Raw genomic sequence first — 22,640 nt, 5'->3', positions numbered from 1 at the left:
TTAGTCTTGAATATAAAGGCTATCATGGCTGCTGTGGGTGAGAACTGATATTTGTCAGTTCGACAATGAGTGTAAACGCGTATTCTTTAGCTGGTAATTCAGAAATTGATTCAGATGATGAATGTTTAGTGCATTCAAAAATTAGTATAGCTATTGGAGGGATAAGGATGTCAAACAGTTATCATACTGAACAGGTACAAACAGTCTTCGAATTACTCGAGGCAACACCGAGTGGACTATCAAAAGATGAGGTAAATAAAAGACTGACAAAATATGGACCGAACACCTTACCCGAATCAAAGGGACGTGGTTTATTAGTGCGTTTTTTATACCAACTGCATAATATTCTCATTTATGTCTTAATAGCAGCGAGTGCTGTTACCGCAATCTTGGGTCATTGGATAGATGCCAGTGTGATCCTAGCTGTTGTTTTGATTAATGCCATGATTGGCTTCGTGCAAGAGGGTAAGGCCGAGAATGCTTTGAAGGCCATTCGGCGGATGCTTTCTCCAAATGCCATGGCGTTACGTGATGGCAAAAAAATAAGTGTTGCTGCACAAGCCTTAGTACCTGGCGATATCGTCATGTTGCAGTCAGGCGACAAGGTCCCCGCAGATCTACGACTATTTTATGTTAAAGGGCTTCAAATACAGGAGGCAGCGCTAACAGGAGAGTCGATAGCAGTAGAAAAAATCACAAGTCCTGTTGCACAAGAGTCCATGATAGCTGACCGTCGATGTTTAGCTTACTCAGGCACTCTAGTGACTCATGGTCAAGGCAGCGGCGTGGTTATTGCAACAGGTGCACAAACTGAGATTGGTCACATTAGTAAACTTGTATCACAAGTAGACTCATTAACAACGCCATTATTACGTCAAATAGCCCAGTTTGGACGCTGGCTTACACTCGCCATTTTAGCGATTGCTATGTTTACATTCATTTTTGGTTCACTAGTAAGAAACTATACACTCTCTGAAATGTTTCTTACCGCTGTCAGCCTTGCTGTAGCGGCAATTCCAGAAGGTTTACCTGCCATTATGACAATCACCCTGGCCATTGGTGTACAGCGTATGTCAAAACGAAATGCCATTATCCGTAGATTACCTGCCGTGGAAACTTTAGGGGCCGTGAACGTCATTTGTACTGACAAAACAGGTACCCTGACGCGCAATGAAATGATGGTTCGAATGATTGCCACGACTAGCAGTTTATTTGAACTAACTGGCACCGGCTACGATCCTCATGGCTCAATAATGTTATCAGATATGGATGTGTTTCCTGAAGAGAAATCACTTCTGTTGGAGGCTATCAGGGCTGCGGTGCTATGCAATGATGCATCACTAGAACTAAAAGAGGGAGAATGGCTAGTGCATGGTGATCCTATGGAGGGGGCTTTATTAGTATCAGGTATCAAGGCTGGATTAGACCTTGAGGCAGAGACTAAGCTATATCCCCGCACAGATCTGATTCCTTTTGAATCCGAACATCGCTTTATGGCGACACTTCACCATAAACACACAGGTGATGCCTTTGTTTTCCTAAAGGGTGCCCCCGAGCGTATTTTAAAGATGTGCACGTATCAGAAAACAGCACAAGGTGTTCAGACATTAGACAGTGATTACTGGTTAAGCCGTATTAATGAAATGGCTCATCAAGGCCAGCGCGTATTGGCTATTGCCGTTAAGCCAGTTAATGATAAGCAGCTGGAATTAAAGTTTAGTGACGTTGAGAATGGTCTCATTTTGTTAGGCATGTTTGGCTTGATTGACCCGCCTCGTGAAGAAGCTATAGAGGCTATAAAAGTCTGCCATGCAGCGGGTATTCGGGTAAAAATGATTACAGGAGACCATGGTATTACAGCCCGTGCTATCGCCCAGCAACTCAACCTGATTAATGTCGACGATATACTGACCGGACAGGAACTGGACCTCATGAGTGAAGAGGAATTACGCCAGCGCATCCAAGATATTGATGTCTACGCACGTGTCAATCCGGAGCATAAGTTACTTTTAGTTAGGCTGTTGCAAGAGCTGGGGCTAATTGTTGCCATGACCGGAGATGGCGTGAATGATGCCCCTGCCCTGAAACGTGCTGATGTCGGCACAGCTATGGGTCATAAAGGTACAGAAGCGGCCAAAGAGGCCGCTGAAATGGTATTGCTTGACGATAATTTTGCCTCTATCATTCATGCGGTAGAAGAAGGACGCACCGTTTATGACAATATCAAAAAATCGATTCTTTTTATTCTGCCCACCGGTGGTGGCGAAGCACTGATCATTTTGGCGGCAATTTTATTTGGTTTTCATCAGTTACCGTTAACGCCAGTACAAATTCTCTGGGTCAATATGGTGACCGCCGTTACTCTAGCATTGTCATTATCATTTGAGCCGCCCGAAAAAAATGTCATGAAACGCCCGCCACGTAATTCTAAGGAACCTATGCTGACGCCCCACTTAATTTGGCGTATCAGTTTTGTTGCTGTTATTTTGATGAGTGGAACAGTCGGCCTTTATATTTGGGAAATGAAACAAGGTATGAGCATTGAGCATGCACGCACAGTAGCGGTGAATACCTTGGTTATGTTTGAAATATTCTATTTATTTAACTCACGCTATTTAAAAAATAGTGTCTTAAATTGGGCCGGACTAACCGGTAATCGTTATGTATTAATCGCTATTGTTATACTTATTTTTTTACAGTTAGCTTTCACCTACCTAATACCCATGCAGACTTTGTTTGGCACAACAGACATTGACTTAACTGTATGGCTACGTATTTTTCTCGTTTCTTCTTCGGTATTGTTTTTAGTTGAGGGGGAAAAATATTTTAGGCGACGTGCAGAACGAATGACATAATGAGTTATATATAACCACTGTCTAATTTTCCCAACGGTTAATCGTCATATGGGTTGGAGGATAATGATAGGCAAGGGCTTAAAAAATTGTTTGGTTAGCTTTTTATATTGTTGGAGAAATGCATAGCACATCAGCTTTAGTTGCTTTAGGTAAGAAATTTAAACCAAAATCAGCTAATGAGTATTTGGCTTACTGCTCAGTAAATTTTTTAAAACCCTATTCATTATTTATCCCTAAGCTGCTTAACAAGGTCTGGGAATATAACTTTCCATGTTTCATAATATATCTTCAGTTCTTCGCTATCGACACCATCAACGCCAATCAATTGATTTAATTTAGCCATGAATGCCATACGTAAATTAGGATTCTTCTTTAGGTACATATCAACCGTTAATAAATCAGATTCTAAATCACTTTTAAGGTTTTTCACATAGTGATAAAGCAGCATAATTTGTTGTTCTGACAGCTGAAGCTCCTTGGCCATAATAATTTTGAATTCTTGCTTTTCATTATTATCTTCCAAACCGTCAGCACTAATCACATGATAGAGCAAAGCAGCCAATGCGATATGAAGGTTCAGTGAGTTTGGATGCTCAAATAATTGGCTTTCTTGATCTCTGGCTTCAAACCATTGTTTAAATGATTCAAACATACTTACCTCCTATGTTGATATTTGTGCAGTTCGTGGTGCTGACATTGAAATTAGATAATCTGAAATTCAAACAAAAACCACTGAACTGCTAATGGCAACACAGCCTTTTTTTATCCAAAGCAGGACCATAACCGCATCTTCGCCATGGCTATTAATAAGATTAGGTAGTTTTTCAATCAAGCCTATATCAGCACTATTAAATTCATAATACTGCGTATTTTTGGCATAGGGTTCTGCAATTAATACCACTTTATTGGTATCATAGGGGTGTTTACCCAAAGCACCAGAAAAAGCCACATGCTCATTTTTAAATGCCGTAATATTAAAAGCGAGATGATATTTAACTAATTGAGTACCTTGGGCTGCAATAATAAAATATGACATAACCGACCTTATTTAGCTGGGAGCTTAGACCTGAGCTTAGACCTAAACTTAGGCCTGAGTTTAACTGTGAGCGATGCAATTATTTTAAGTTAATATTAACTAGGATTGCGCCGATAAATAATGTGATAAACAAAAGCAACAAAAAAACTACCACCCACAAGATTACCCATAATTACCGGTACTAAATTACTAAAAAATCCAGACCAAGTTATCGCAGCAACAGCCAAATCGGTGTTGCCAAAAGTCTGCGCTAACATCGCCAAAGGAATGATGTACATATTAGCAATGCAATGCTCGAACCCTGCGGCAACAAAAGCTGAAATAGGAAAAACAATAGCCATCACTTTATCGATAACGCTTCGTCCCGCAAAGGCCATCCAAACTGCCATACACACCAAGACATTACATAAAACGCCTTTAAAAAAAGCACTCCAAAAGGGCAAATTACTTTTAATAAGGGCTATTTTGATATATTGCTCAGCAATAGCCCCCTGGTTCATGTCAAGATGACCCGACAGAAAAACTAATACGGCAAGACCTGCTGCCCCAATAAAATTAGCAAAACAAACAATAAACCAGTTTTTTAAGATCTGGGCTGTCGATATCTTACCTTCGGCCCACGCCATCACTAATAGGTTATTACCGGTAAATAATTCCGCGCCAGCAACAATGACTAAAATTAAACCCAGAGAAAATGCTACCCCTCCTAGCACTTGGCTAATAGCAAAACCCAGGCTGGCATCTGACTTTATCAAGACAAAATAAAGGGCGCCTAAGCCAATAAATGCCCCCGCAAGCATACCCAACATCAATAACGATAATAATGGCAAACGTACTTTAGCAACACCTACATCATTAATACGCTGGGCAATTTCTTTTGGTGAAAAGGCATCAGAACCAAATATCTCAGACATATCAACAAACCTTATGCGATCAAATATGAATAATTTCAAACCTAAGAATAAACCTTAGCTGTTCACAAAATATACTTATCTCAGTGTTGGCTGATTTATATCAGGCAAAGCAAGGTTTGGCCGATAAGCAGACGTTTTTTAAACTCTATACTCAATGTATTAATGTAACAGTTGGCTTTGCCGGTGAATTTTAATCAAATTTTAATCAAAGTAACGGGGGGATTAGACGTGGCTAATAAACTCATAAATACTATTTGTCCCTTTTGTGGCGTAGGTTGTGGTATAGCTTTATCTGTAGACGAAAAAGGTAAACTTATCGGCGTTGAGCCACAACCCTCACACCCTATTAGTCAAGGGAAACTCTGTGAGAAGGGTTGGAGTACCGCCTATGCCATCACGGATAAAAACCGCTTAACACAACCGCTAAAACGTATTAATCATCAATTTTTTCCTATTAGTTGGCAAGAAGCCCTTGTGAGCATTGCTGAAGAATTAAATCAGATTATTGAATATAGTGGTACTAACAGTGTCGGTGTTATTAGTAGCGCTCGAGCGACTAATGAAGATAACTACGCCGCACAAAAATTCGCTCGGGCGGTATTAAAAACAAACAATATCGACCATTGTGCCCGTATTTGCCATAGCCCAACTGTTGCCGGACTAAAGCAGTCTTTAGGCTCTGGCGCAATGACCAATAGTGCCAAAGATATTTTCGACACTGATTTGATTATGGTCTTTGGCGCCGACCCGACAGAAAACCACAGTATTTTAGGTGGGCATATTATGCAAGCACACCTCAATGGCTGTAAATTAATCGTCATAGATCCAAGGAAAATACGCCTGGCGAAACTAGCGCCACTGCATTTACAGCTCAAGTTAGGCAGTAATATTGCGCTGATAAATGCAATGTTACATGTCATCATCAAAGAGAAATGGTATGACAAAGATTTTATTGATCAACGTTGCGAAGGTTTTGAGCACCTAGCTAAACACGTTGAAAATATTACACCAATATCAGTTGAAGCAATAACAGGCCTTAAAGCCGCAGATATTTACCAAGCCGCAAAGCAATATAGTCAAGCAAAACGGGCAATGATTTTCTATGGCATGGGCATCACCCAATACATGAGCGGTACCAATAATGTTATTTCCTTAGCTAATTTAGCGTTAATCTGTGGCCATATTGGCAAGCCGGGTACTGGGGTCAATCCACTTAGAGGACAAAATAATGTTCAAGGTGCTTGTGACATGGGCTGCTTACCTAATGTTTATCCAGGCTATCAAAATGTTGATGATGAAAAAGCGCATGAAAAGTTTAGTAACGCTTGGCATACAGAACTAGCAAAGGCCCCAGGATTAACCTCATTAGGCATGACCAAGGGCGCTTTATCGGGAGAGTTTCGCGCACTTATACTGTTTGGAGAAGACCCCGTAGTGACCGACCCAGATCAAAATCATGTTAAAGCATCACTCAAAAATTTAGACTTATTGGTTGTTGCTGAGCTCACCTTAACCGAAACAGCGAAGCTCGCCGACTTTGTTTTACCCGCGGCTTCTTTTGCTGAAAAAGAAGGTACCTTTACTAATTGTGAACGCCGAGTACAGAAATTAAACCAAGTTATCCCACCTGTTGGGCAAGCAAAAGGTGATTGGCAATGGCTACAAGCGTTGGCAAAACAAATGGGGTCTGAGCAACTAAACTGGTCAAATTCACAAGAGGTATTTAATGAAATGACCTCCCTAACTCCGCCATATCAAGCGATGAATTATCAAAAACTTGAGGATAATTACGGCTTACAATGGCCCTGCACTAATGACAGCCCCAAGGGTACCGCCATTTTACACAGCACAAGTTTTCCTATTGGCAAAGCAAGATTAATTGCAGTAAACCATAGTGATATCGATGAAATGCCTGATGAAAACTTTCCATTGCAGCTGACCACTAATCGGCTACATTTTCATTATGGTTGTGGCTCAATGACCCGAAACTCGCCTTTGTTAGAAAGAGAAATACCCCCTGGTATTTTATTTATTAATCCCATTGATGCCAACAAGCTTCATATCAGCCATCAAGACGCTGTCAGCGTTAAATCGCGTCGAGGTTATTTAGAGACCAGAGCGATAGTCACTAATGACGTGCCTGTTGGACTGGTTAGCATGCCTTATCATTTTAAAGAAGCGCCATCGAACCAACTCACCAATACCGCGCAAGATCCGATCACTAAAATGCCTGAGTTAAAAGCCTGTGCGGTCATGGTTGCAGCATTAGCGAAAGGGCAAATACCAAAAACAATCGAGCAATTGCAGCAGGAGCCAAAATATGAAAATTTATTTACTTGATGACTTGCAGCATTTGCAAGCACATTTAGCTCAGGATTATCAATTTCATCAGGTGGTCACAAACAACAATGGCCAATATCATTGGCAACAACTCGCCAGCGACGAAACTCAACCTCTAGTACATGACAAACCACAGAGCTCAGCCAAAGGCTTCTTTTTTGCCGAACAAGAAAGTTTACTGGTTTTTAATGGTGAATATTTTCAAGAAACCTTACCTACACCCAAGCCTTTTGTTTTATTTGGCGTACAAAGCTGTGATTTAACGGCTATTCATTATCAGGATAAATTTTTTAAAGACGATCGCTATTATCAGGCAAGGCGCCAGCAATGCTTATTGGTAGGGCTTGATTGCATTAGTCCTTGCGAGCATGGTTTTTGTCCGACGGTGAATGCAGGGCCAGGTGTAAGAGAAGAGCACGCAGATATTATTTTACACCCGCTAGGTCATAAATGGCTAGTCATTGAACAAACGAGTAAAGCTGCAGAAGCATTACAAGCATTAGCCCTGATAGAAACACACTGGCATTATTTAACCCAAAGAGACTTAGCATTACATCAATGTGAACAAAAGTTTCCTGACGATAAATATATCACTGATGGTATAAAAAAGTTAAATTCAGGGACAATAACGAATGAGTTTTGGCAAACGTTAGCCATACAATGCTTGGGTTGTTCTGGTTGCACCACGCTCTGCCCAACTTGTTCTTGTTATGGCACCAGAGCGATAAAAAAAGACAACAATGAGTTTAGTCAGCAGCGTTTTTGGGACTCTTGTCTTTATGAAGGTTTTCAACGAGAGGCAAGCTTTAATAATCCCTCGGCAGAAGCAGGCACAAGAGTAGAGCGTTTTTGGCAGCATAAGTTTGCTGATGAATTTTTCACCGAATTTTCTCGCCATGGCTGTGTAGGCTGTGGTCGTTGTGAACAAACCTGTCCGGGTGTTATTGGCGTACATTCAGTGATGAAGCGCATCACTAAAGAAGGTGGTCAAGAAAATGGGCCTGAGGTGACTCATGCTTAGTCATATTCCTGATTGTATTGAGTTAGTGGATTACATTGATGATGGTGAGCAGGCACGTCATTATTTGTTTCGGCTTTTAAATTTAGCACAAAGTAAAAATAAAAATCATCCACATGATTGGCAACAAGTACAACCAGGACAGTTTTTTATGCTCAATGTCCCTAGCATAGGCGAAGCCCCCTTCACCTTTACCGAACCACCCAATGAACGAGGTGAGTTTAAAGCTTTTATTCGACAAATGGGGCAAGTCACCTCAACTTTATTCTCTATGCAACGCGGTGCTATTCTTGGTGCGCGTGGCCCTTTTGGCCGTGGCTGGCCGTTGGATAAAATTGTTAATCATAATACGCTCATTATTGCCGGTGGCTGCGGATTAGCGCCTTTAGTGACTTTAATTGACAAATTAACTAACAACTCACATGACAAACCAACTGATAAACTAGCTAATAAAGCCAAAAATAAACAGCAACTCATCTTAATCTATGGTGCTCGTAATAAAGCCGCGCAGATGTTAACCCCAGAACGTGCGCGTTGGCAAAAGCAGATCAAGATATATAATACTCTTGATGCCATTGATGAACATCCTAGTGCTAATGCCAATGACAATACCCGTGCTAATACCAGTGTTAATACTAATGATGAATTATGGCCAACTACTGTTCAAGGTAGCCCTTTAATGATGTTACCCAAAGCACTGAGCACTTTTACTCGTCCACCCACAACGGCGCTGCTTTGTGGCCCAGAACTGATGATGAGTAGTGTCGCCACTTATTTAACTGAGCAAGGCATGGCAAGTGATGCTATTTTCCTTGCGCTTGAACGACGCATGCATTGCGCCGTTGGTTTATGTGGCCATTGTTACATCAAGCATCAATATGTTTGTAAAAGTGGTCCCACCTTTAGCTGGCATGATTTACAGCAACTCAAAGCACATTAATCATTAAAGATTTTTTTGCTTATTTATCGTGTTTTCTGCTAAGGCAATATGTACGCTAGCCTTAGCAACTGAGTCAGGGTTCAATGAAATAGAATCAATACCGCATGCCACTAAAAACTCGGCGAACTCAGGATGGTCCGAAGGGGCTTGTCCGCAAATCCCTACTTTGCAACCACACTCATGAGCGACTTTTATCACTTGTGCAATCATACTTTTAACCGCATCATTCCGCGCATCAAATAAGCTTTTTAACTCAGTTGAATCACGGTCTATACCTAAAACAAGTTGAGTTAAATCATTGCTGCCAATAGAGAAACCATCAAAACGCTGAGCAAACTCTGCTGCCAAAATAATATTAGACGGTATTTCACACATAACATAAACCTGCAAGCCCTTTTTACCACGCGTTAACCCCGCTTCACTCATCACAGCAAGCACTTTATCCGCTTCATCGGGTGTGCGACAAAATGGGATCATCACGATGACATTATCAAACCCCATTTGCTCTCGCACTTTAACAATCGCCTGACATTCCAACATAAAGGCTTCGCGATAAAGTTTATGGTAATACCGTGAGGCCCCCCGTAAACCTAGCATAGGATTTTCTTCGATCAGTTCAAAAAACTCCCCGCCCAATAAACCACGGTATTCGTTAGATTTAAAGTCGGACATACGCACAATGACAGGTTTTGGGTACTGTGAAGCGGCAATTTTAGCGACGCCAAGCGCAAGATTATCAACAAAATAATCTCCACCTTGTGCATAGCCACGGCATAATTCGCTAATTTTTTGTTTAACTTTACTATCAGTCACTTTTTCAGGGTGTAATAACGCCATAGGATGCACCCCTATTTGACTGGAAATAATAAACTCTATGCGGGTTAAGCCTATCCCCGCAACTGGCAAAGCGCTCCATTTAAAAACACCATCGGGCATCGCGGCATTGATCATAATATCTGTGTTGGTGTGAGGTATGTCAGCTAAATTTACCTCTTCAGTTTCAAAAGCTAATCTGCCTTCATAAACAATACCGAGTGTGCCTTGGGCGCAACTTAAGGTAACTTCTTGATCATTTTTTAGCACTTGGGTGGCATTTTCACAGCCAACAATCGCGGCAATTTTTAGCTCGCGACTAACAATCGCTGCGTGACTAGTTGGACCACCCGTATCAGTAATAATACCTGCCGCTTTACGCATTAAAGGTAACCAGTCAGGATCAGTTTTTTGGGTCACTAACATAGCGCCTTCAGGAAAATGTTCAACATCTTCAGGGTTAACGACTTTAAACACCTTACCCGTAGCAATAGCACTGCCAACACTGGCACCTTGCACAAGTATTTTTGATTTTTCTTTCAGTTTATAATTGACTAATACCGAATGATTTTTCTGTGATTCTACTGTTTCAGGACGGGCCTGAACGATGTAAAGCTGCCCTGAACCACTATCTTTTGCCCATTCCATATCCATGGCTTTGCCGTAATGTTTCTCGATTATCACCGCCCAGTTTGCCAGTTGCAGTATTTCATCATCAGATAAAACTAAGCTAGTACGTTCTTCAATACTGGTTGCTAGCGTTTCAGTACTTGCTTCTACTTTACTGATATGGATATTTTTCGATTTATCCGCATGGGCAAAGCACATTTTCTCTAATTTGCTGCCACATTTTTTTTCAATAATAGGTCTAAACTTCTGTTGTTGCTCATTAGAGGTAACTTTTATATTTTGTGCTAACAATGGCTTAAAAACCATAAATCTGTCTGGCGTAACGCTCCCTTTTACTATTGTTTCGCCTAATCCCCATGACCCATTGATTTCAACAACATCACTAAAGCCGGTTTCGGTATCAAGCGTGAACATCACCCCTGCTGCTTGAGCATTAATCATTTGTTGAATACCAATCGACAAGGCGACTTTCTCATGTTCAAAGCCTTGTTTTTCCCGATAAACAATGGCTCTATCGGTATAAAGCGAAGCAAAACATTGTTTACAGGCGATCAGTAAATGTTCAATGCCGATAACGTTTAAGTAACTCTCTTGTTGTCCGGCAAAGCTTGCTTCGGGTAAATCTTCAGCGGTAGCCGAACTTCTTACCGCAACACTGGCCATATAAGGGGCTTGGTTTACTAAGTCATTTTGATTAAGTTTGTTGTGTTGAGTTGCTTGTATTCTTTTTGATAAGTCTTGATAGGCTTGAGTAACCTCACTGCTTTGCTGCTCGGTAAAGTCACCATGAGCAATTAATTTTCTGATCGCACTGCCGGTAGTGGCCAAGTTTTGTTGTGCTGAAGCATAGGCATCAATATGATGTTTTATTTTTTCATTGAGCTTATTTTGTTGTAAAAAATCGACAAATAATTGTGCGCTGGTCGCAAAACCAATAGGTACCTGCACTGCTGTCTCACTCATGTTGGCGATCATTTCGCCTAAACTGGCGTTTTTTCCACCCACTTGTTCAAGGTTAGCGAGCGTTAATTGCTCAAACCAAAAAATAGTTTGTGCTTGTTGTTTTGATTGCATATTTATCACCTTTATCCGCTCGACATTATCCACTCGATATTACCGACTATAAACTTAGCTTTTCTTATCGTTAAGAAAAGCTAACGCACTATTAATACTATGAAATTTAGGGTAATCACCCTCAATAATTTTTATTCCCGTTGATTTTTGCAACGCCGCTAAATAATTAATAAAGTCCATTGAGTCTAAGTCACACTCTTCACGGATATCTTCATCAAAATCAATGGTGTTTTTTTCAACTTCAGGCGCAACTTCCTTTATAGCCTCGATAATCAAGCGCTCGATTTCTGTTGTATTCATAATTGCTCCGGTTTTTGTAAATTTTTAGCCAAGCTATTTAAAAACTTCGCCGCGAGCATGCCATCAACGACTCGGTGATCGGCACTTAAACAAAGCGTTATTTGCTCACCAATATCAATTTTTTCATCGCATACTTGCGGAACTTTTTTTACTTTACCAAAACCGATAATAGCGACTTGTGGCGGATAAATAATGCCAAAAACTTGATCAACACCACGCTCCCCCATATTAGTTATGGTAATTGTGGCGCCCATCAGTTCTGAGCTACGTAAACGCTCACCACCTTCAATCGCTCGACTTCGACGCGTGATATCACGCAAAGCAGACATAATTTCTGGTACCGATAACTGTTCGACATGGTGCAATGCAGGTACAACGACCCCACCAGCTCGTAAACTAATGACATTGGCAATATTGATTTCACTCGCTGGCTCAAAATTCCCCTGTTGGTAAAAGCCATTTAATTGCGGATATTTTTGTAAGCTTATAGCAACCGCTTTAAGTACTAGTGCAATAAGTAGAATATGTGTTTGGGGTGTTTTGTCTTTATTGGCTTGTTGTAGCCATTGCTGTGCCTTGTTTATAGGCAGGTCTACACTCAGATAAAAATGGGGGATTTCTTGCTTAGATTTCGTCATAGCAGCCGCGATCGCACTACGCATGTTTGCTAATGGCTCGCCCTCAGTTAACCGCGTTTTGGGTGCTATCTGCGCAATATCTTTTAGTATGATGCCACCATTAGGACCACTGCCTTTAATCCTCGACAAATCCAGCTGCTGTGCTTTTGCTATTTTACGAACAATGGGCGAAGCAAGTACCCTATTGGTTTTGTTATTGCTATGAGTTTTGGTATTGATGTTTAGCTTTTCAGTCGATTTTTTTTGCGATTTTATTAACGGTTTTTCTGTCAAGGCTTCTGCCAATAATGAAACCGGCTCATCAATTATTTTCTCGGGTGTTGTTTGTTCAGTGGTTATTGGTTCTTTGATGATGTCTTCAGTGCTAGTGTTTTGATTTTTAGATTCATTTAGTGACTTTTCTTCGGTGTCTATCCTTGCCAATACGCTACCGACAGGAACAGTGTTTACCGGTTGAACTAATAACTCGGTAATAATGCCGTCGTGGTAGGCTTCCATGTCAATAGCACCCTTTTGTGTTTCAAGCACGGCAATAACATCGCCATGTTTTACCTTATCACCTACCTTGACTAACCACTCGACCAACATGCCCTCGCTCATATCTGCCCCCAGTGATGGCATGGTAATGTCTATGGATTTTTTCATGCTTGCCTTCCCCCCTATTTTACCTGACCTGCTGAACGTTGGAGCGCAGCGTTATTGTTCACCTGCAAATAAAATTGTTGCACAACGGATGATTTGTTCTACCTGAGGTAAAGCCGCTTGTTCGAGGTGACTTGGGTAAGGAATAGGCACTTCTTGAGTACAAACTCGCTGTACTGGCGCATCTAAATACCAAAAAGCTTGCTCCATAATAATAGCGCTGATTTCACCTGCTACACTGCCGGTTTTCCAGCCTTCATCAATAATAATAGCGCGGTGTGTTTTCTTAACACTGGCTAAAATGGTGTGGTTATCTAATGGTCGCAAACAACGTAAGTCAACAACCTCGACATGAATATTCAATGCCTCAAGCGCAGAGGCGGCCATTAAAACTTTAGGTAAGCTGCCCCCATAGGTGATCAGAGTAATATCTGTACCTTGCTTACGCACTACGGCTTTTTCCATATCAGCGTCTGGTGCATTAAAGACTTCACCTTGGTTATTTAATAGCATGACATGCTCAAAAATAAGCACAGGATCAGGGTCTTGTATTGCTTGTGATAGCATATAACGGGCATCGTTATGCGTTGCTGGGCTTAATACTTTTAAACCAGGAATATGGGCGTATAAATTTTCCCAGCTATGAGAATGTTGCGCGGCAAGTTGTAAACCGGCACCACATGCCATGCGAATAACAATGGGGACATTCAGTTGACCACCTGACATATGACGTAACGTGGCGGCACTATTAACAATTTGATCCATTGCCAACAAGCTAAAATTAACCGTCATCACCTCTACTATTGGCCTCATTCCCCCTAACGCGGCGCCGATACCTACCCCGACAAAACCTGATTCGCATAGCGGCGTATCAATAATTCGCTCTGCGCCATAATGTTCAAACAAGCCTTTACTTACGCCATAACAGCCACCATAACGTCCAACGTCTTCACCCATTAAAAATGTACGTTCATCGTCGTTTAGGCATTGTTCAATACCCGCACGTAAGGCTTCGCGGTAAGTCATTGTTTGACTGCTGTTTGTTTGAACCTTCATGCCAAGCCTCCTTGTTCTGCCTTGATATTTATTTTCGGTGTTGCTGGGCTATAAACATCTTTACAAAGATCTTCAACAGGCTCCCATTGTCCTTGCTCGGCAAAGTTAATGGCTTCGATTATCTCTTGTTTAATTTCTGATTCAATGCCGTTAAAGTCACTATCACTGAGCTGATGATTTTGTATCAACCAGTGCTTTAATTGCTTTACAGGACCGTGCTTTTTCCACTGTTCTATTTCTGCTTTATCACGGTATAGCTGACCATCAAAGCTTGAATGTCCTCGAAAACGATAAGTCTGACACTCTAAAAAATAAGGTTGTTGATGACTTCTAACGTGCTGAACGGCTTTAGTCGTTGCCGCTTCCACGTTGACCACATTCATACCGTCAACTTGCTGCGCTGGCATGCCATAACTTTGTGCTTTTTTGGCAATATTGATTTCTGATTCAGATAAGGCCAATGCTGTACCCATGGCATAACCATTGTTTTCACAAATAAATAGTATGGGTAATTGCCATAACACGGCAAGATTCATTGCTTCATGAAACTCACCTTCTGCCACGGCTCCTTCGCCAAAAAAACACACGGCTATCGCTGATTTTTCCAGTTGCTTATTTGCCATAGCTAAACCTGTGGCCAAAGGCAACCCAGCTCCAACAATGGCATTGCCACCATAAAAGTGCTGCTTTTTATCAAATAGGTGCATAGAGCCGCCACGCCCTTTACTGCAACCATTCGTGCGACCATACATTTCAGCCAACACAGACTTCATTGATAAACCACGCGCAAGCGCGTGACCATGTTCACGATAAGTGGCCACAATGTTATCTTCTGGGGAAAGCGCCGCCATCACGCCTACGGCTACAGCTTCTTCGCCAATATAAAGATGAAGAAAACCTCGTATTTTCTCTTGTGCATAAAGCTCAGCGCATTTTTCTTCAAAAAGACGAATACGTAACATTTGTTTTAATTGTTCAAGTAAGTGCGCTTTATCAAGATGTAATTTATCATTCATTTTTTATTACTCTTTTTTCTTACTATTTTTCATTACCTTCTTATTGAACATTATTGTTCATCACTTTCTAAGGTGGAAATATCACCTTCGGGTAAATTGAGTTCACGTGCCTTTAATAAGCGCCGCATTATTTTACCACTACGAGTTTTAGGTAAATTTTTACGAAAAATTATTTCCTTAGGCGCAACTGCCGCGCCTAATTTTTTACGGGCAAAACCTTTTAGCTCTTTTTGTAATGCGGCTAAGTTGTGCTCACTGCATTCAACATCAGGGTTTAACGTCACATAGGCTTTAACCTTTTGCCCGGTGATTTCGTCAGGAATACCAATAACACCCACCTCAGCGACAGCTTCATGCTCCATCAAGGCACTTTCAATTTCAAATGGGCCAATTAAATGACCTGACGATTTGATCAAATCATCAGCCCGACCTACAAACCAGTAATAGCCTTGTGCGTCTCGCTTAGCGAGATCGCCAGTTAAATACCAACCGTCTTGAAAACACTGTTGATATTTTTCTTCACGATGCAAATAGCCACGAAACATTGAAGGCCAGCCTTGTTTTAATGCCAGCTCACCAATTTGCATAGCTTGCTCTATCGTTTCAATACGCCCTTGTGCATTACGCTTAACAATAGCGGCCGTTATACCCGGTAAAGGTAAGCCCATTGAACCGGGTTTTATTGGCTGACTGGCAAAATTAGCAATCATGATGGCGCCTGTTTCTGTTTGCCACCAGTTGTCATGAAAAGGTAAACCCAGTACTTTTTCACTCCATCGCACGGCCTCAGCATTCAAAGGTTCGCCAACACTAGCGATGAAGGTTAACGCGGATAAATCATATTGTTCACGAATAGCGGATCCTGCTTTCATCAACATGCGAATCGCGGTTGGCGCGGTATACCAAATGGTTATTTTTTGTTGCTGTAAAATGTGATACCAACGCTCAACTTCAAATTCAGCTTCATCGACAATCATTGTTACGCCCAAACAAAGTGGCGCAATAATGCCGTATGAGGTACCCGTCACCCAGCCAGGATCAGCAGTGCACCAATAAATATCGTCTTGTTTTAAGTTTAAGGCGTACTTTGCCGAAGCTTGATGGGCAACCACCGCTTGATGCACATGAATAACGCCTTTAGGTTGACCCGTTGTACCGCTAGTAAAGTGCAGCAAAGCCATGTCATTAGCATGAGTTTTAGCACAGGGATATCTGTTGTCAGCATCAGTAAGCAGTATGGTTAACCAATAACAGCCTTTGTCTAAGGGATGAGAAGAGGGAGCTGAAATGTTTTCATGTTCAGGACTATCGATGAATAGAATAACTTTAAGATGAGGCAGTTCATGCCACCAAGTGGCAATTTTTTTATCATATAAACGCTTAGTGGTAACTAATACATTAACTTCGCCTATCTCCATGCGAGAACGAATAGGCTCAGGGCCAAAGGCAGAAAATAAGGGGGTGAAAACGCCGCCAAACTTTAACGTCCCTAGCGCTGAAATATACAGTAGCGGTAATCGCCCCACTAAGCTAAATACCCGTACGCCTGGCTCAAAACCCAACTTAGCTAACACACTAGCAAAAAGGCTGGTTTGTTCTGCTAAATCACGGTAACTATAATCAATTAATTGTTCATCTTTACCAAGCCAGCGAAGTGCTACTTTGTCTTCAATGCTGGTATTTAAATGCTTATCAACGGCTTGGTAGGCAATATTAAGTGTTTTTTTGGGGTCGGTTTGCCCATTAAAGTCATCACAAGACTGCTGATAATCATACAAATTTGTATCACGACTATTATATGACATCTTATTAATTATATTTTCAGACATACGAGCAAGATCAATCAAGTAAACGATACAAAAAGTATAGTGTTCATCTAATTTTCTACGTTTGCTTTTACTGATCTACATCAGGTTAAAACACAATAAACAGCAGGCGTTATATCGAAGCGTGTAAATAGGGTGATGTGCAAATTTCAGAGAGAAATTACCCCTTAGGTATCGTAAAGTAAGCCAAACTATATTTCAGAAATGGCAGAGAAACTTGGCCAGAACTACGAATCATCACTTTATGAAAAACTTTATTCTGTTTTTTGACCCACATATGACCCATACAAAAAAGCCCGCCTTAAAAGCGGGCTTTTTCATGCACTTAGAACTAGAAAGGCATTTTCATCCCTGGAGGCATTTGCATACCACCGGTTAAAGCACCCATTTTATCTTTATTTTGCTCTTCAACACGACGCACAGCATCATTCATTGCTGCGGCGACTAAGTCTTCAAGCATATCTTTATCATCGGCTATTAAGCTGTCATCGATAATAACACGACGTACGTTATGGTTACCTGTCATAGTGACTTTAACCATACCTGCACCTGCTTCGCCGGTCACTTCCATTTTGGCTAGCTCTTCTTGTGCTTTTGCCATTTTAGCTTGCATGTCTTGGGCTTGCTTCATTAAGTTACCCATGCCACCTTTCATCATAATTTTTCTCTCCAAATGTAATATGCCGCCAAAGATAGTAGTTAACGGCTAAAAGTTCAAGTAGCGATTAACGCGCTACAACAGTTTCTTGGTCAAGCTTAGCTTGAAATTGTTGTTGCAGGGCAATAATAATTTCATCTTCAGCTAATACTTGTTTTGCATATTCATAGCGCTTGGCATTAATATCTGCTTGGATCTGATAAGGATCAGAAACGGTTTTCTCAACAATATTTACTTCAACGGTAATTTTACGTTGTAAATATTCAGATATTTGTGCTTCTAATTGCTTATGTGCAGTATCACTATTTAAGTGTTTAATTGATTGATCTAGTTGTAAAATCAATAAATCATCAGTAGACCTATCATCAATAGTAGCGTGGATTGCTAGCTGCCTCAGGCGCGCGAGCAAAGACATACTATCAATCATGTGTGCCCATTTATCAACTTGGTTTGCTAATTTAATCGTCGCTGGATTGATAACACCTTCATTATAAGGTTGCTCAGGTAATCTTGCTAGCTCAGGAACACTAGGCTGCTCTACAGCGGCATTTTTTACCGGGTTGACACTGGTATTTTCTCTAGTGGCTAATGATGGGCGCAAGGCAGCGCCATTAGACTTTTTTCCACTATCCTCCATTGACTTCTTACGACTTCTGAGCATATTTCGTGTCGCGATTGCTGCCGCAACGGGTGATTCGAATACTTTTTTGTGATCTGTACCCAGTGGTAAGTCTGAACAATTGTTAGTGGTGCTAACAATAGTTTTATCTTCATCATTATGATTAGCAGTAAGGTTTTGCTCAATAGGACTTTGATCAACAGGGCCTTGATCCATAGGGCTTTGAACACTATTGCTCTGCTCAGGTTGTAATATATTCTCTGCGGATATTGGCTCAATAAGCGTATGAGCTTGATGTTCAATTGCCCGCATTTCTTCTGCTAAAACATCATTCGCTTCAAGTTCTTGATCAGGGGCTATACCTGCGTCTGAAATCGATTTGTCTTCATTTATATTAACGCTTGCTTGCTGTTGATTCTCTGGTAAGGCTGATTTTTTTTCTGGATTGAGGTTTTCATCCATATTAGCGCTAGCATGAGCTGCTGACGTTGGATCACTAAGCGAGATATCATCAGATATTTCTTTACCTGCTTCGGGTAAATTATGGCTATTAACAACCGGTTTGAAAGCAAGTAAGCGAAGTAACATCATATCAAATGCAGCTTGTTCATCGTCTGCATAAGGTAAATCTTTTCTGGCAGTTAACACTATTTGATAATACAGCTGAACATCTTCAGGCGACATTAACTGACAGAAACGCGTTAGCAGTTGTTGGTGCTCTACCGGTAAGCTAAAATTAGCTTTAACCACTTGTGTCATCGCTATTTGATGCAGTAGTTGGATTAGATCAGCTGACAATCGGCTATAGCTTGGCGCATATGAGGCAATCACAAGTGAAAGCTGCATTAAAGCGGCAGAGTCTTGTTTTAATAAGGCGATGATAATTTTAAAGACCCAGTCGCGGTCAACACCACCTAACATTTGCTGCACGTCATTTCTGGTTATATGGCCATTACCTTGCGCAATGCATTGGTCGGTCAAACTTAAGCAGTCACGCATGCTGCCACGGGCCGCTTTAGCGAGCATAGCAATTGATTCATCATCAAATGATACGGCTTCTTTTGTGAGTATTTCAATGATTTTATCGCTAATTTGTTTAATCGTTAGCGCTTTTAAATGAAACTGTAAACAACGAGAAAGTACCGTAACGGGTAATTTTTGTGGATCAGTAGTGGCAAGGATGAACTTTACATGCTCTGGCGGCTCTTCAAGTGTCTTTAATAAGGCATTGAAACTACTGCGCGACAGCATATGAACTTCATCAATCAAATAGACCTTATATCGACCTCTTGTTGGTGCATATTGTACGTTATCTAAAATTTCACGTGTATCGTCAACTTTAGTGCGAGATGCTGCATCAATTTCAAGTAAATCTACAAAGCGACCTTGATCTATATCCACACAAGCATCGCAAGTGCCACAAGGCGTTGCTGTGATGCCTGTTTCGCAATTTAAGCTTTTAGCAAAAATTCTTGCAATGGTAGTTTTGCCAACACCACGAGTTCCAGTAAACAGATAGGCATGATGTAATCTTTGTTGGGTCAGGGCATTAACCAAAACAGTCACAACATGTTCTTGGCCCATCAACTCACTAAAGGATTTTGGTCGCCATTTTCTTGCTAAAACCTGATAGCTCATTCTTCAGCCTTAATCACCAGCGTATTGTAGTAAAGAGAACACAGATAAATCCATGTCTTCGAGTTTTTTTTCACCACCTAAGTCTGGCAATGATATAACAAATGCAGCATCAGTTACCTTCGCACCTGTTCGTCTTATCAGCTTGGTAGTTGCTTCAATAGTCCCGCCTGTTGCCAATAGATCATCAATAATTAAAACATTATCATCTTGGGTTAACGCATCTTGATGAATTTCTAAGGTGTCGTGACCATACTCTAGCTGGTAGTCTTGCCTATAAGTAGCTCTTGGCAACTTACCTGGCTTGCGCACCGGAACAAAGCCTAAGCCCAATGCTAATGCTAACGGAGCTCCAAAAAGAAAACCACGCGCTTCAGTACCAACTACTTTAGTAAAACCACCCGCTTTGAATTTATTCACTAAGATGTCTATGGTGAGTTTGAATGCTTCCGCATCATCCAAGATACCCGTTACGTCTCTAAACATAATACCGACTTTGGGATAATCTGGAATGGTGTGAATTGCGGATTTAAGTGTATTGATTTGTGTTTCAGTCATATTCTAAGCGTCGAAAAATATTTTAGTTACAGAATAAAGCAATTCATTGCAAGATTATAGTGACTGATAGCGAGTATTTACCGATAGTAAGCCGTTTATCAATTTAAGTAGGTTTGGTACGTCAATCGGTTTATCAATTACCGCTGAGAATAAGTTGGTATTACAAATCAGCTTTAACGATTGATGACCTTGCGTTGTCATCAAGATAACTGGTGTATCTAGATAAGTTTTATGCTGGCGTATGTGTTTAGTTAGCTGGATACCATTCATGATAGGCATCAAGTGGTCGACGATCACTAAATCGTAGTATTCGTTTTGTAACTTTTCAGAGGCATCTAGACCATGACACCCTGTATTGACAAAATAACCTTGAGCGAATAACAGATCACTCAGGCTATTGAGTATTAACGGATTATCGTCTACAACAAGAATTTTCATTTTAAATAAAACTGTTGTTGGTTAATTTGACAATAATGTAAACCAACCGGCCAACATGGGTAGTAAAGGTGCTGCGAACATCACAAATAACGCGGCAAATAAATGACGCTTAGACGAACTATCTTTGAAGTTTTCTTCTGACATTGAAATTCCAATTGATTGACTAAACGGCGCGAATTGTAGTCTAAAAAGGCTATTAAAAGTAGCTTTATTTGATTTAGAACAACTAATTTAACTCTAGTTTAAAGTTTTATTTGAGATTTGGAATTGATGTGCTAAGAAGTCATGATTGAGTAAGTGACTCTTCAAGATATAAAAAAACCAGCCTAATTGGCTGGTTTTTAGTGTCATATCTATTAATTAAGTATATAAAATTAGATAGAAACGTTCTTACGTCGTGCTGTGTCTTTAATAAAGCTTTCCCAACCCTTAGCTGACTTACGGGTTTTAGGATCTTTCCTTGCTAAACTAATCGCTTTATAAGCTTGTTTATATTGTTCTAAATAAAAGTGAGATTCTGCGATACTCATTTGCAGTCTACCTTCATTTTTAACACCAAGCTCTATTGCTTTAGTTAACGCTACGATCGCTGGCTCAAATTGCTCATTTTGCTTTAATAACATACCTTGTTTGCTGTAATGTTTAGCAAGGTTAGTCATTTTAGCTAATTCGCCATAATATTTAGCCGCTTTATCAATATTCTGCGCAGCGTGCCAAGCGTTAGCTACTGAAGATAAATTTTTATCATCACGTGGTACTAAGCCAGAATCGATATGCTTTTCTAACAGTATCGCTGCTTTATATGGCACTACATTTTGCGAATATAAACTTGCTAGTGTTTTAATTTCAGATTCTTTAACAAGGAAACCTTGTTTATAAGCCAGATCAAGTGTTTGTAAAGCTTTCTGGTAATCTTCAACTAGCAGATAGAACATACCTAACTGCGTCCACCAAGTTTTATCTTCTGGGAATATTTGGATGACAGTTTCAAGCGTTTTAACAGCATCTTTATATTTTTTATTTTCATAAAATGAAGTAATCTTCAATATATAAGGATTTTTGTTTTGCTTGTCACCATAAGCTGCAATCGCATTATCTGCTGGCACAATCATTTCATCTAATTGTTTCAACGCATAATGAGCATTAGCTATTTTCGTCCAAGTATTACCGTCAGATTCACCGGTAAAATCCATCCAAGCTTGATAATTAACTAATGCTTCTTCATAAGCCTTGGTCTGCATCTGTAAATCAGCTAACAATTTAATTGCAGCGCCATGATCACCCTCGTTAAGAAGATCAGGTTCAACCGCTGCTTTTAAATATTTAATTGCATTAGCTTCTTCATCACCCATGGTTGCATACATAACTGCTATAAAACGGGAAACATAAGCTTTGTCGTAGTCTTTACTCGCATCAATATCTAAAAGAATAACTAAAGCACCTGGAATATCATCCGCTGAATAAGCTTCAAAGGCTTTTGCTACTTTTTTACCGACACTAGGACCAACAAGCTGTGTTTTACGCTTTGGTTTTTCAGACTTTTCAGCACCAGCTGCAGATACTTCTGCAGCTATTGGCAATTGAATTAGAACAACTGAAATAATTAACAGTAAAGATGAAAAAATCTTATTCAT

General features: G+C 40.6%; 19 protein-coding genes. 4 read left to right on the top strand and 15 right to left on the bottom strand.

Features of this window, described 5'->3' with window-relative positions:
• Positions 1–167 precede the first annotated feature (167 nt).
• Positions 168–2,855, top strand: a complete 2,688-nt coding sequence (locus tag H4J54_RS07375; RefSeq protein WP_182190252.1) for a cation-transporting P-type ATPase — start codon at positions 168–170, stop codon at positions 2,853–2,855.
• A 223-nt stretch (positions 2,856–3,078) separates the two neighbouring features.
• On the opposite strand, the gene H4J54_RS07370 is transcribed toward H4J54_RS07375, so the two are convergent.
• The 3 genes from H4J54_RS07370 to H4J54_RS07360 all read right to left on the bottom strand — a co-directional run bounded on the left by H4J54_RS07370 (position 3,079) and on the right by H4J54_RS07360 (position 4,805).
• On the bottom strand, positions 3,079–3,507 hold the full coding sequence (locus tag H4J54_RS07370) for a TerB family tellurite resistance protein (RefSeq protein ID WP_182190251.1): 429 nt from the start codon (positions 3,505–3,507) through the stop codon (positions 3,079–3,081).
• A gap of 66 nt (positions 3,508–3,573) precedes the next feature.
• Positions 3,574–3,891, bottom strand: a complete 318-nt coding sequence (locus tag H4J54_RS07365) for a hypothetical protein (protein WP_182190250.1) — start codon at positions 3,889–3,891, stop codon at positions 3,574–3,576.
• 95 nt (positions 3,892–3,986) lie between these two features.
• Positions 3,987–4,805, bottom strand: coding sequence for a formate/nitrite transporter family protein (locus H4J54_RS07360; RefSeq protein ID WP_182190249.1), 819 nt, complete (start codon positions 4,803–4,805; stop codon positions 3,987–3,989).
• A 228-nt stretch (positions 4,806–5,033) separates the two neighbouring features.
• Between H4J54_RS07360 and fdhF the strand changes: the two genes are divergently transcribed.
• From fdhF to H4J54_RS07345, 3 genes are read left to right on the top strand one after another with little or no spacing between them, the layout of a single operon-like run.
• A complete protein-coding gene (gene fdhF / locus H4J54_RS07355) occupies positions 5,034–7,145 on the top strand; it encodes a formate dehydrogenase subunit alpha (protein WP_182190248.1) in 2,112 nt (703 codons plus the stop codon).
• Positions 7,126–8,166 (top strand): 4Fe-4S dicluster domain-containing protein, encoded by a 1,041-nt coding sequence (locus H4J54_RS07350; RefSeq protein WP_182190247.1) that lies wholly within the window; start codon positions 7,126–7,128, stop codon positions 8,164–8,166. The genes fdhF and H4J54_RS07350 overlap by 20 nt, the downstream gene beginning before the upstream one ends.
• Positions 8,159–9,103 (top strand): FAD-binding oxidoreductase, encoded by a 945-nt coding sequence (locus H4J54_RS07345; protein ID WP_182190246.1) that lies wholly within the window; start codon positions 8,159–8,161, stop codon positions 9,101–9,103. The genes H4J54_RS07350 and H4J54_RS07345 overlap by 8 nt, the downstream gene beginning before the upstream one ends.
• 3 nt (positions 9,104–9,106) lie before the next feature.
• Here the strand turns inward: H4J54_RS07345 and ppsA are convergent, their stop codons facing one another.
• The 12 genes from ppsA to H4J54_RS07290 form a co-directional block, all read right to left on the bottom strand.
• On the bottom strand, positions 9,107–11,620 hold the full coding sequence (gene ppsA / locus H4J54_RS07340) for a phosphoenolpyruvate synthase (RefSeq protein ID WP_182190245.1): 2,514 nt from the start codon (positions 11,618–11,620) through the stop codon (positions 9,107–9,109).
• A 54-nt stretch (positions 11,621–11,674) separates the two neighbouring features.
• Positions 11,675–11,920: an acyl carrier protein gene (locus H4J54_RS07335; protein ID WP_182190244.1), complete on the bottom strand. Its 246-nt coding sequence runs from the start codon at positions 11,918–11,920 to the stop codon at positions 11,675–11,677.
• Entirely contained in the window at positions 11,917–13,203 is a 1,287-nt protein-coding gene (locus H4J54_RS07330) for a dihydrolipoamide acetyltransferase family protein (RefSeq protein WP_182190243.1), read from the bottom strand. The genes H4J54_RS07335 and H4J54_RS07330 overlap by 4 nt, the downstream gene beginning before the upstream one ends.
• 51 nt (positions 13,204–13,254) lie before the next feature.
• The gene (locus H4J54_RS07325; RefSeq protein ID WP_182190242.1) at positions 13,255–14,256 is read right to left on the bottom strand and encodes an alpha-ketoacid dehydrogenase subunit beta; all 1,002 of its coding nucleotides are present in this window, start codon (positions 14,254–14,256) and stop codon (positions 13,255–13,257) included.
• Complete coding sequence (gene pdhA, locus H4J54_RS07320; protein ID WP_182190241.1) at positions 14,253–15,272, bottom strand: pyruvate dehydrogenase (acetyl-transferring) E1 component subunit alpha; 1,020 nt, start codon at positions 15,270–15,272, stop codon at positions 14,253–14,255. Before pdhA ends, H4J54_RS07325 begins: the two co-directional genes overlap by 4 nt.
• Positions 15,273–15,322: 50 nt before the next feature.
• Positions 15,323–17,101 carry an acetate--CoA ligase gene (gene acsA / locus H4J54_RS07315; protein WP_182190240.1) on the bottom strand — a complete coding sequence of 593 codons (1,779 nt, stop codon included), beginning with the start codon at positions 17,099–17,101 and terminating at the stop codon, positions 15,323–15,325.
• A gap of 328 nt (positions 17,102–17,429) precedes the next feature.
• Positions 17,430–17,759 carry a YbaB/EbfC family nucleoid-associated protein gene (locus tag H4J54_RS07310; protein WP_182137031.1) on the bottom strand — a complete coding sequence of 110 codons (330 nt, stop codon included), beginning with the start codon at positions 17,757–17,759 and terminating at the stop codon, positions 17,430–17,432.
• A 64-nt stretch (positions 17,760–17,823) separates the two neighbouring features.
• A complete protein-coding gene (dnaX, locus tag H4J54_RS07305) occupies positions 17,824–20,013 on the bottom strand; it encodes a DNA polymerase III subunit gamma/tau (protein ID WP_182190239.1) in 2,190 nt (729 codons plus the stop codon).
• A 9-nt stretch (positions 20,014–20,022) separates the two neighbouring features.
• Positions 20,023–20,568, bottom strand: a complete 546-nt coding sequence (apt, locus tag H4J54_RS07300; RefSeq protein WP_182190238.1) for an adenine phosphoribosyltransferase — start codon at positions 20,566–20,568, stop codon at positions 20,023–20,025.
• A gap of 54 nt (positions 20,569–20,622) precedes the next feature.
• Positions 20,623–21,006: a response regulator gene (locus H4J54_RS07295; RefSeq protein ID WP_182190237.1), complete on the bottom strand. Its 384-nt coding sequence runs from the start codon at positions 21,004–21,006 to the stop codon at positions 20,623–20,625.
• 21 nt (positions 21,007–21,027) lie between these two features.
• Positions 21,028–21,150, bottom strand: a complete 123-nt coding sequence (locus tag H4J54_RS19410; RefSeq protein ID WP_259363252.1) for a hypothetical protein — start codon at positions 21,148–21,150, stop codon at positions 21,028–21,030.
• A gap of 230 nt (positions 21,151–21,380) precedes the next feature.
• Positions 21,381–22,640 (bottom strand): tetratricopeptide repeat protein, encoded by a 1,260-nt coding sequence (locus tag H4J54_RS07290; RefSeq protein WP_182190236.1) that lies wholly within the window; start codon positions 22,638–22,640, stop codon positions 21,381–21,383.

The organism is Colwellia sp. MB3u-8 (assembly GCF_014076985.1).
GTDB lineage: Bacteria > Pseudomonadota > Gammaproteobacteria > Enterobacterales > Alteromonadaceae > Cognaticolwellia.
This window is presented reverse-complemented; position numbering and strand designations above follow the sequence as displayed.